Origin of the sequence: Aromatoleum toluvorans, assembly GCF_012910905.1 — a bacterium.
Taxonomy (GTDB): Bacteria; Pseudomonadota; Gammaproteobacteria; order Burkholderiales; family Rhodocyclaceae; genus Aromatoleum; species Aromatoleum toluvorans.
The window spans coordinates 281,061-292,327 of the sequence record NZ_WTVN01000002.1 but is presented as its reverse complement, the minus strand read 5'-3'; the positions used below and the strand labels follow the sequence as shown (position 1 = coordinate 292,327).

The 11,267-nt window shown below is 68.3% G+C and carries 8 protein-coding genes; 4 read left to right on the top strand and 4 right to left on the bottom strand.

Going from position 1 to position 11,267, the window contains the following annotated elements:
- Positions 1–257 precede the first annotated feature (257 nt).
- From GPA22_RS02975 to GPA22_RS02960, 4 genes are read left to right on the top strand one after another with little or no spacing between them, the layout of a single operon-like run.
- Positions 258–3,170, top strand: a complete 2,913-nt coding sequence (locus GPA22_RS02975) for a type VI secretion system tip protein VgrG (RefSeq protein WP_169254603.1) — start codon at positions 258–260, stop codon at positions 3,168–3,170.
- Positions 3,171–3,178: 8 nt separating this feature from the next.
- Positions 3,179–4,093 (top strand): DUF4123 domain-containing protein, encoded by a 915-nt coding sequence (locus GPA22_RS02970; RefSeq protein WP_169254602.1) that lies wholly within the window; start codon positions 3,179–3,181, stop codon positions 4,091–4,093.
- 44 nt (positions 4,094–4,137) lie between these two features.
- Positions 4,138–4,584, top strand: coding sequence for a DUF3304 domain-containing protein (locus tag GPA22_RS02965; protein WP_169254601.1), 447 nt, complete (start codon positions 4,138–4,140; stop codon positions 4,582–4,584).
- Positions 4,585–4,590: 6 nt separating this feature from the next.
- Positions 4,591–6,771, top strand: a complete 2,181-nt coding sequence (locus tag GPA22_RS02960) for a T6SS phospholipase effector Tle1-like catalytic domain-containing protein (RefSeq protein WP_169254600.1) — start codon at positions 4,591–4,593, stop codon at positions 6,769–6,771.
- Positions 6,772–6,870: 99 nt separating this feature from the next.
- Here the strand turns inward: GPA22_RS02960 and GPA22_RS02955 are convergent, their stop codons facing one another.
- The 4 genes from GPA22_RS02955 to GPA22_RS02940 are packed head-to-tail and all read right to left on the bottom strand — an operon-like array spanning position 6,871 to position 11,264.
- Complete coding sequence (locus GPA22_RS02955) at positions 6,871–8,790, bottom strand: hydrogenase maturation protein (RefSeq protein WP_169254599.1); 1,920 nt, start codon at positions 8,788–8,790, stop codon at positions 6,871–6,873.
- A gap of 7 nt (positions 8,791–8,797) precedes the next feature.
- A complete protein-coding gene (gene hypE, locus GPA22_RS02950) occupies positions 8,798–9,862 on the bottom strand; it encodes a hydrogenase expression/formation protein HypE (RefSeq protein WP_169254598.1) in 1,065 nt (354 codons plus the stop codon).
- Positions 9,859–11,010 (bottom strand): hydrogenase formation protein HypD, encoded by a 1,152-nt coding sequence (gene hypD, locus GPA22_RS02945; protein WP_169254597.1) that lies wholly within the window; start codon positions 11,008–11,010, stop codon positions 9,859–9,861. Before hypD ends, hypE begins: the two co-directional genes overlap by 4 nt.
- Positions 11,007–11,264, bottom strand: a complete 258-nt coding sequence (locus GPA22_RS02940) for a HypC/HybG/HupF family hydrogenase formation chaperone (RefSeq protein ID WP_169254596.1) — start codon at positions 11,262–11,264, stop codon at positions 11,007–11,009. The genes hypD and GPA22_RS02940 overlap by 4 nt, the downstream gene beginning before the upstream one ends.
- Between the last annotated feature and the right edge of the window lie 3 nt (positions 11,265–11,267).

Below are 11,267 nucleotides of genomic sequence, written 5' to 3'. Positions count from 1 at the left end.
CCCCCTCCCCCTCGCTTCCACCTTCCACCTTCCACCTTCCACCTTCCGCCCTCCGTCCCCGGCGGCCCTCCGCCAGCCCGGCGGGCCCGCTGCCGCGCCTTCGGCATCACGGCGGCCGTCTCATTGCGGCCTTCGCCGCGCAGCGTCACCCATGCATCGCCAGCATGCGCGCAATCCTGCCATTGCCGTGACAATGACATTGTCACGGCAAGCAGTGATATGCTTTTGGTCTTTTCGACCTGCGCCTGCCCGCGATCGTGCCCGCTTCGCCGACCTTTCCCCCGCTCGCCGCCCACTCCCGCCTGTACGAGCTGCACTGGCTGTCTGACGGCCCACCGCTCGCCGTCGAAGCGTGGTGGGGGCGCGAGTCGCTGTCCGGCGGCTTCGAGTTCCGGATCGACACGCTGTCGCAGGACGCCTTCCTCGCCCTCGACCCCCTGCTCGGGCAGGCGGTGACGCTGCGCACGGCGCTCTCCGACGGCCGCCGCAGCGAACGCTCGGGACTCGTGCGCGCCGTTGCGCATTCCGGCAGCGACGGCGGCTGGAGCCGCTACCGGCTGACGGTCGTGCCCTGGACCTGGCTGCTCACGCGCGGACGGCACAACCGCGTGTTCCAGGACAAGCGCGTCCCCGAGATCCTCGACGCCGTGTTCGCCGACTACCGCGACCACGCCGCCTGGCACTGGCACGACGACGTCGCCCCCTTCCTCGCGAACGCCCGTCCGCGCAGCTACTGCGTGCAGTACCGCGAATCCGACTACGCCTTCGTGTCGCGCCTGCTCGCCGAGGAAGGGCTCGGCTGGTGCATCGAGGAACACCCCGACGCCCCCGCGCGCCACCGCATGCGCCTCTTCGCCGACAGCACGCGTCTGCCGGAAGATCCCTTGTCGGCACACGCCTTGGGCGGGCGCGGCATCCGCTTCCACCGCGCCGACTCGCAGGAGGACCAGGACAGCATCGTCGCTTTCGGCGCGCAGCACCGCCTCGCCCCCACCCTCGGCACCGTGCTGGGCTACGACTACCGCACCCGGCGCGCGGTCGCGGCGAGCGTCCCGACCGCACGCCGCGTCGGATCAGCGGACCTGCCGGTGCTCGAACACTACGACTACGCCGGCCAGTACGCTCACGCGAGCGTGATTGAGGCCGAGCGCTACCAGCGCCTCACGATGGAAGCCGTCGAGGCGTGCGCGAGCACGTTCCTCGGCCGCGGCACCGTGCGCAGCTTGCGTCCCGGGACCTTCCTCGCGGTGAACGGCCTGCCGCTCGACCCCGCCGCCCATCCCGCCCCCGCGGGCGAACGCTTCGCCGTGCTCGACGTCCTCCATGCCGGCATCAACAACCTCGACGCCGAACGCATCGACGCCATCGCCGCGCGGCTCGCGCAAGGCGAGCTGGCCGACGACGACGCGTCGCCCGCGACCGGCGACATGCTCGAACCCGCCCGGGCACCGGCAGACCTGCCCGCCGCCGTCGTCGAACTTGCGCGCAGCCGCGGCTACGGCAACGCCTTCGACGCGCTGCGCGCCGAGCTGCCGTGGCGCCCCGTGCTCGCCGACGACACCGGCGCGCGCATCAACCCGCGCCCGACCGCCCCCGGCCCGATGAGCGCCATCGTCGTCGGCCCGCAGGGCGAAACGGTGCCGAACGGCGCCGACGAGCTGTGGTGCGACGCCCTCGGCCGCATCAAGCTGCGCTTCCACTGGCAGGAAGGCAACACCGCGGACGACCGCGCCAGCTGCTGGGTGCGCGTCGCCAGCCGCCAGGCCGGCGCCAAGATGGGCTGGCAGTGGCTGCCGCGCATCGGCCAGGAAGTGCTGGTGGATTTCCTCGGTGGCGACATCGACCGCCCCGTCGTGCTCGGCGCGCTCTACAACGGCCGCGGCGAAGGCGGGGTCGCGCCCACGCCCGGCGGCCGCAGCGCGCCCGCCTCCGACACCGGCGTGTTCGACGCCGCGACCGACCACCGCCCCGCGGGCCAGGGCAATCTCATTGGCCACCACGCCGGCGGCAACAGCCCCGCCTGGCACGGCGCCGCCGCGACAGGCCACCGCCACCCCGGCGCACTGAGCGGCTTCAAGACCCGGGAGTTCGGCGCCCACGGCCCCACCGCGGGCTACAACCAGCTCGTCTTCGACGACAGCGACCGCCAGCTGCGCGTGCAGCTGAAAACCACGCAACGCGCCTCCGAGCTCAACCTCGGCCACCTCATCCACCAGGCCGGCAATTACCGCGGCTCCTTCCGCGGCACCGGCGCCGAACTGCGCACCGACGCCTGGGGCGCGCTGCGCGCCGGCCGTGGCATCGTCATGAGCACCTGGCCCGCTCCTCACCCCGCGCAGCCGGCCGGCGACTTCGCCCCCGGCATGGCGCTGCTCAAACAGGCCTGCACGCTCGCCGACACCCTCTCGCGCGCCGCACAGACGCACCAGACCGTACCGCTCGCCACCGCGATCGGCAGCACCGGCCCCAACGCCAGCACCGCGGACCCCGACCACCCGCCCCTCAAGGCCTTGAGCCGGATCGCCAGCGGCATGGTCTCCGCCCGCAACCTCGCCGCAGCCACCACCGACGCGCAGAACGGCAACACCGCCGTCACCGGCGAACGCGTCCCGCAGCTCGCCGCCCCCGCAATCCTGCAAGCCGCCCAGGCCGGCATCGGCCTCGTCGCCGGCCGGAGCATCCAGATCGCCGCCGGCGACACCGCCACCCTCATGAGCGGCGCCGACAGCAACTTTGCGATCGCCGGCAGCGCCCGCCTCCACACCGGCCAGGCGCTCGGCCTCCTCGCCGGCGCCATCCGGCCCGGCGACGACAACACCGGCCTCCGCCTGATCGCCGCCCGGGACGACATCGCACTGCAGGCGCAGAGCGACGAACTGAAGCTCCTCGCCCGCGACGCGCTGACGCTCGTCAGCGCCGGCGCGAGCATCGACTTCGCCGCGGCGAAGAAGATCGTGCTGAGCGTGGAAGGCGGCGCCAGCATCACGATCGACGGCGGCATCACCGTCGCGTGCCTGGGAACAATCACGGTGCATGCGTCGAAGAAGAGCTTCGGCGGGCCGGTGCGGGAAACGTACCCATTGCCGCAGATGCCACAAAGCGTGTGCAGGCCCTGCCTGCTTGCCGCACTACGCAGCGGCAGTCCCTTCGTGGCCCCCGCCGCTGCGTGAGGAAGTCGATGTATTTCGCCACCCAGCCTGCCAATGAGTCGCTTCCGACCGAAATTTCGCAAGAACTCGCCGTGCTGCGCGCCAAACGGCCCGACATGCCGTTTAACCTCTTCGCGCTCATCGATTGTGCCTTTGACGAAACGCTGCTTGGCAGGCGCAAATGGTCGAAGCTGCCGCGGTACTCGCTATACGCCAACACGCCGCTCCATGCGCTCGACGTCGCATCCCCTCACTTGCTTGTGGCGCCAACTCATCCGGCCGAGGAAGCAGTCTGGCTGCACAACATCTTCGTCGCCTGCACCGGACGCCCGATGCTCAGCATCCTCGCGAGCACGCTAGAAGGCGCGGCACTTCAGGCGCATCTGCGTCCCTTCCTGGTGGCGCGCACGCCTGACGGCCTCGAGTGGCCCGTCCGCTGGGGCGATACGCGCGTGCTTCCCGCGTTGATGGCGGTGATCCACGCCAGCCATCGTGAACACCTGCTGTCGCCCCTCCATCGCTGGTGGACAACCAGTCGACACGGAACGCTAGTCGGCTGGTCCGGCACCGCGTGTGAGGCAGTTCGAGAACCAGACTTCAACCGTCTGCCGCTCGACGACGACGCATTCGGGCGTCTCGTCGATCTCGCCGAAGCCGATGCCATCCTCGCCAACATCCACGACACCCAGCCGGACCTGCTGCGACAACATCGTCCTGTCGAATGCCACGGCCGGGTAGCGCGGCACCTCGAAGTTGCCGGCCACCACGGCATCACCGCGGCCGGCGCACGACAGCACTTCTGCGTGCTGGCCCTATGCCTCCCGAACGATTTCACCACACACCCGGCCATGACCCGAGCACTCACCCGCATCCGTGAAGGAGCCGACTACCGGACCGAGATCGCCGAATTGCCCATCGATTTCTGGCACGGCGCGGGCAGATAGGAAGCACGGATACAACTCCCCTCATCGACATGAAACCAATCCACATGAATCGCCTATCGATACTCGCATGCTGCCTGCTCGTCAGCGGCTGCGCCGCACTCGCAAAGACCGAGAGCCCTTACGCCCCGGCGCAGGTCGGCATCGTCAATCACACCGGGAAGTACATCTATTCGGCAACGGTAGACGGCTCCGGCGGCGGAAACATGCCGGCTTGGGGGGCCGGTGTCGCAAATATCTGCTGCACGACCATTCCACGCGTGTGGCACCCGGGCATGAAAGTGTTGGTGCGCTGGAACATGCCCGAGGGCATCCAGGACGTCATCAAGGAGAAGGTCGTCGAAGTCGAAAAATACGACGAACCCGGCAGCATCTACATGCATTTCTTTCCCGATGACGAAGTACGGGTCGTCGTCAGTTGGGTGGGGCCGGCAAATCCGCGGTATCCCATTCCGCGTCCGGTCAAGCCGGCTATCGGCCGCTCTTCCAACTGAGCAGCCATGGTCAATGCCACACCAGTCGATGCGCCCTATCCGGCCGCGGAGTTCTTGGCATCGACGGCCTTCGCCCATTCACAGATCGCTCTGGCCAATTGCGAGTTCGCCTCCGACACCCCTTGCAGCATACCCGTTCGAGTCGGGCTGTTCTTTGATGGAACCAACAACAATCTTGAGCGCGATCGGGACGGAAAACGCATGGGCCTTCCCGACCCCGAGACCGGAATACCGGGACCGCTGGCGAACCGGCCCCTGCGCCCCCAGGATTGCAGCCACAGCAATATCGCACGCCTCTTTCGCAGCTATCCTGCAGACAAGCAAGACAGCGGCTACTACTCCTTTTACGTGTCAGGCGTCGGGACACCCTTCAAGGAAATCGGCGAACTCACTGAATCGGCTGGAGGCAAGGCATTCGCTCGCGGAGGGGAAGCGAGGATCATCTGGGGGCTCTTGCAGATACTGAACGCCATCCACATGGCTGTGCGCGGCCAGGAACCCCTCTTCCGAGACAGCGAGGCGGGGCGACTCGCCCAATCATACGGATCGGAAGTCGGCAATGTCGAGCAGCTCGGCAACGGCAAGGGCCCGTCCAGGGTGATGACGCACCGGAGATGGTTCGCGCCCCACCTGGCAAAGCTGAAGACAGCCCTTGCGGCAATCCGGAAGCCGACCATTCCGTCCCTGCGGATCTCGGTCTTCGGCTTTTCACGCGGAGCGGCCGAGGCGGTTGCCTTCTGTCACTTTCTGGACGACTTGCTCGAGGGCCAGCGACTCGTCGGGATCGACACCCGCATCGATTTCCTCGGTGTTTTCGACACGGTCGCGAGTGTCGGCGGTTCGGCTTCCATCGCGCGCACGCTCCCTCTTCCGGGGGCAGTGTTCGACGGGCATTGGTCGTGGGCGAATCGCATCCTGGATCCCTTGCCAGCGTGCGTGCAAGCGGGACGCCACTTCATCGCCACCCACGAGCTGCGCATGAATTTCCCCGTGACGCGCCTGCAAAGTTCGAAGGGCGACAAGTTCAAGGAGGTGTTTTACCCCGGCGTTCATTCGGATGTCGGTGGAGGCTACGCGCCGGGTGAGCAGGGCAAGGGGCGAGGCGGGCAAGGCGCATTGCTATCGCAGGTTCCGCTACTGCACATGTACACAGCCGCGCGCGCAGCGGGCGTGCCACTGAACCCATTCAGCGAGTTGGAGGCACGCGACAAGATCGATTTCGAGGTCGATGCCGCCCTCGCTTCGGCCTGGAACGCCTATACGGGCGCGCTCGGGAAGGAGGGTGCCCTCCTGGCGACGCATATGAAGCTTTACTACCGCTGGCGCGCGGCCCGGCTTCGCGGGCTGGAGAACACCACCAGCTTCCATGCGGCAACCCCACAAGAACGCCAGGATCTGCGCGAGGCCAACCAGATGCTCGCCGGCGACCTCGAAGCCCTGCGCGAACGGCGGACTGGCCGCTCGCCGGCGGGGTCACACGACTCCCCGCAACGCCCCTTCGCCCCGGACGATCTCGCACGGATCAACAAGTGGCATTTCGACCATGCCCAGTCGCACCTTCCCCTCGACGCCTGGGAACGCTGGGCATTGGGGATCTTCGAGCGCTGCGAGCCGCTTCCGCCCGACGTCGAACGCTTCTTCGACGACTACGTGCACGACTCCTTCGCCGGTTTCTATCTGGCCGGGGAAGTTACCGAGTACGACAAGCGCGTCAAGACAGCGGATGTCATGCGCCGCTCTCCCGAAGAGCTGCGAGGATTCGACCGCAAAGTGCATGCGCTCGCGACACAAGTGAAGGATGCTCAGGCGAAACGGGATGCCGGTGTTCCCCTGACGGCCGACGAAGAACTACTCATACGCGCCGCGGAACACGACACCCCCTATCCGATCATGAGCGATGAGGACGCGGACAGCATGCGCAGCCCCGTCATCGCGACGCAGACCGCGACACGTCGGGAGGGAGGCGGTTACATCATTCGCCGCGGCTACTATCCGCACGAGGGTTTCATCTACCGCCAGAGCATCCACGAGAACGAACTCCTGCAACTGTCGCGGGGCGGTGAGAGTGCCTCTTATCGGCACACTCGGGCACCGAACCTGGTCGAACTTGTGTGGAGTGACGATCTGCGGCGGGACATCACCGCATCCCGTGCCACCGCAAGGCGGGAAACGTCCGTCCTGGCCTGAGTCCATTCGGTACAAACCACGAAGGGCTCCTCTGCACAAGATTCATGATGGCCTGCTGCATCTGCCGGGAGAAGCCGGTGCCGCAAGCAGATGGACAATTCACGCAACATCGGCCGCCACCGACATCTGCCAGCCGATCTCGCGATGGCGCGCGAGGTGGCGCGGGGTCCAGGAGTGCGGGCTCTTCATCACGAAGTGGTAGCGCGCAACGTGGTAGCTGGGGTCGAAGCCGTAGAAGTTGCGGCGCATCGCGGCGAGTTCTTCGTCGCGGTACGCGGCGAGCGGCTTTTCGGCTTCGTCGGCGGCGCGGCGGGCGGTCTTCGCGGCGATGCGGTCGAGGAACGCGGGGTCGGCGGTGAGGGCTGCGGCGTGGCGGGCGACTTCGCTTTCGAAGCTCGGCAAATCTGGGCTGAAGGTGGCGTCGATGAGGCCCGCGGCGCGTGCGGCGCGTGCGCGGAGCGGCAGGCGGTTGGCCATGATGCGGCGCCCCGCCTCGGGGCCGACGCGGCGCGGCAGCAGGTAGCTCCAGTATTCGGAGCCGAACAGGTTGCCCATGTTCTTGTAGTGCGGATTCAGCACGATGCCGTCGCGCGCCCACACGTAATCCGCCGCGAGCGCGAGGAAGCAGCCCCCTGCCCCGGCGTTGCCGCGCAGCGCGGCGACGGTGAGGCGGTCGGTGAGGGTGAGCAGCGCAAGGCAGGCGTCGTTCATCGCGTTGATGTTGGCCCAGGATTCGTCCGCGGGGGAGGCGGCGGCCTCGATGCGGTTGAGGTGGATGCCGTTGGACCAGAAGTCGCGTCCGCCTTCGAGGACGAGGACGCGGGTCGGGCGGCTCGCGGCGAATCGAATCGCGCCGGCGAGGCGGCGGCATTGGTCGGTGGCCATCGCGCCGTTGTAGAAGTCGAAGGCGAGGAAGCCGATGGCGCCGTCGGGGCTTTCGCGGTAGCGGAGTTCGCTCCAGCGGGGGTCGGCGGCGGCGCGCATCAAGGGGATCGCGAGTTCCGGCAGTGCGGCGGCCTCCAAGGCGAAGGCGACGGTGGCGGGGAGCTTGAAGGGGTGGTCGTGGTCGGGGCGTTTGACGTGGCCGATCCAGACGGCGCCGTCGGGCGTTGCGCGCAGGAGGGCGCCGTCGCGGCGGGCGATGACTTCGCCGGGTTCTGCGGGGCGGAGTTCGTCGGGCGTTGCGGGGTGGGCGTCGAAGAGGTGGCAGGGCGTGCCGAACAGCGCGTCGGCGACGCCGGGGAAGCCGTCGGCGGCGCGGAGTTTTTTCAGGATCGTGTTGGTGGTGTCGTTGGGCCAGTCGATGGCTCGGTCGCGCTGTTTCATCAGCGGGCGTTCGATGCCGACTTGTGCTTGGTCGGGCACTAAACCGCCCCCTCCGGGCGCTGTCTCGCGCTTCGTTGGACGCGTGGCGGACGCCTCAGCACGAAACAGCGCCCGGAGGGGGCTGCCGTGTGCAGGAATGGATGGTGTTTCGTTGTCTTGGACGTTTTCTGTCGTGCCAGATTGTTTGGCTTTTTCCAATATTTGGGCGAGGGGCGTTGGCGCCCATTCTCCGGCTCGCCAGTCCTGAACACGTTCGAGCGCGGTTCTGACCGCCTGCAGCGCGGCAGCGGTGACTTCGTTGCGGTAGAGGCTCGCCTTCGTCGCGTCGCGCATCGGGAAGGTGACGCTCGCCCACACGGGGCCGGCGTCCATCTCCGCTTCGGCCTGCAGCACGGTGACGCCCCACTCCGTCTCGCCGTTCATGATCGCCCAGTCGAGCGCCGAGGGGCCACGGTCGCCGACGATGCCGGGATGCACGATCAGCGTCAGGTGGCGCGACCAGATCGACGCGGGCACGGCGCGCTTGAGGAAGGGCGCGAGGATCAGCTCGGGGCGGAACAGCGCGACGGCTTCCTCGGCGACGCGGTCGGCGATGTCGAATTCGACCGAGAGTTCGTGGCCGTCGGCTTTCAACTCCGCGAAGAGGCGTTGCGTGAGGCTGTTGAAGCTGTGGGTGAGGAGGAGGATGCGCATGTCTCTCTCAGCAGATGCGCGGCAGTTGTTCGCCCGACAGCCAATCCACCATGCGCCTTCCGCCGAACGTGGTGCGGATCTGCACGAAGCCGTTGGCGTCGGCGGTGACCGTGCCGATGCGCGCCGCGCGTTCTCCCAGCGGGTGGGCGCGCATCGCGGCGAGGAGGCGCTCGGCATCCTCCGCCGGGCAGATCGCGATCAGCTTGCCTTCGTTGGCGACGTAGAGCGGGTCCAGGCCCAGCAGCTCACACGCGGCTGCGACCTGGGGCAGGACCGGAATCGCGGCTTCGTCGAGCTCCATGCCGACGCCCGACTGGCTCGCGATCTCGTTGAGGGTGGTCGCGAGGCCGCCGCGCGTCGGGTCGCGCAGCACGCGGATCGTGGGCACCGCTTCGAGCATCGCGGCGACGAGGCCGTGCAGCGCGGCGGTGTCGGAGGTGATTTCGGCGTCGAAGGCGAGCGATTCGCGTTGCGCCATGATCGCCATGCCGTGATCGCCGAGGGTGCCGGAGACGAGGATCGCGTCGCCGGGGCGCGCGTTGGCGCCGCCGATGTCGCGCCCGGCGGGGAGCGCGCCGATGCCGGTGGTCGTGATGAAGACGCCGTCGCCCTTGCCCTGCTCGACGACCTTGGTGTCGCCGGTGACGACCGGCACGCCGGCATCGCGCGACGCGTGCGCCATCGAAGAGACGATGCGCGCGAGCTCGGCGAGCGAGAAGCCTTCCTCGAGGATGAAGCTTGCGGCGAGGTACAGCGGGCGCGCGCCCATCACGGCGAGGTCGTTCACCGTGCCATGCACGGACAGGCAGCCGATGTCGCCGCCGGGGAAGAACAGGGGGCTGACGACGTGGGCGTCGGTCGCGACGACGAGGCGCTCGCCCGGCGCGGGGGCGGGCAGCACGGCGGCGTCGTCGCCGCGGTCGAGGTGTTCGTTGGCGAAGGCGGCGGCGAAGAGTTCGGCGATCAGCTGCGCCATTGCGCGGCCGCCGGCGCCGTGGCCGAGGTCGACACGGCCGTGCTTGAGGTCCAGCGGGCGGACGTAGCCCTTCCTGATGGTTCCGGCAAAGCTCATGGGGCGGTCCCGGCGACGACCGGGATGTCCCGGAAGCGCCCGTAGTTGTAGTGCGCCGCGCAGGCGCCTTCGGACGACACCATGCACGAGCCCATCGGGTTCTCGGGCGTGCACACGGTGCCGAACAGTTTGCAGTCGGTCGGTGTCTTCACGCCGCGCAGGATCGCGCCGCATTCGCAGGCGCGGTGGTCGGGGACGGAGACGAATTCGAGGCCGAACTTGGCTTCGGCGTCCCACTTGGCGAAGGGGGCGCGGATCTTCAACGCCGAGTACGGCACTTCGCGCAGGCCGCGCCATTCGAAGCGGCGGCGCAGCTCGAAGACTTCGGAGACAAGCGCCTGCGCCTTGAGGTTGCCCTCCTCGGTGACCGCGCGCGTGAATTCGTTCTCGACTTCGGCGCGGCCTTCGTTCACCTGCCGGATCAGCATGCGGATCGCCTGCATCACGTCGAGCGGCTCGAAGCCGGCGATCACGACGGGCTTGCGGTATTCCTCGGCGAAGAAGGCGTAGGGGCGGCTGCCGATGATCGTCGACACGTGCGCGGGGCCGATGAAACCGTCGAGCGGCACGGTGCCGAGTTCGCGCACTTCGGGCGATTCGAGGATCGTCAGGATCGCGGACGGCGTCAGCACGTGGTTGCACAGCACGCTGAAGTTCGCGAGCCCCAGCGCCTGCGCCTGGCGCAGCACCAGCGCGGTGGGCGGGGTCGTGGTCTCGAAGCCGATCGCGAAGAACACGACTTCGCGTTCCGGGAGCTTCTGCGCGAGGGCGAGCGCGTCGGCGGCGGAATACACCATGCGCACGTTGGCGCCGCGCGCCTTGGCCTTCAACAGCGAGAGGCCGTCGGACGCGGGCACGCGCAGACAGTCGCCGTAGCTGCAGAGCGTCACGTCCGGGCGCGCGAGCGCGAGGCGGATCGCCATGTCGATGCGACCGATCGGCAGCACGCACACCGGGCAGCCGGGGCCGTGGATCATGCGCACATTGGCGGGCAAGAGATCGGTGATGCCGTAGCGCGAGATCGCGTGCGTGTGGCCGCCGCAGAATTCCATGAAGGCGTAGCCGCGGCCGGTGTCGGCCTCGCGGGCGATCGCGGCCGCGAGTTTCGCCGCGAGCGCCCCGTCGCGGAACTCGTCGACGTACTTCACGCGGCGCCTTCTTCGCCCGAGTCGGTGAGCGCGGCGCCGGAAAGTCCGGCTTCGGCGAAGAGCGCGAGCGTCTGCTCGGCCTCGTCCTGGTCGAGCTTCGCCAGCGCAAAGCCGACATGCACGATCACGTAGTCGCCGACTTCGGCGCCGTCGACCAGTGCGAGCGAGATTTCCTTGCGCACGCCGCCGAGATCGACGCGGCAGGCGTCACCGGGCAGCAGTTCGACGATGCGGGCGGGAATGGCGAGGCACATGGT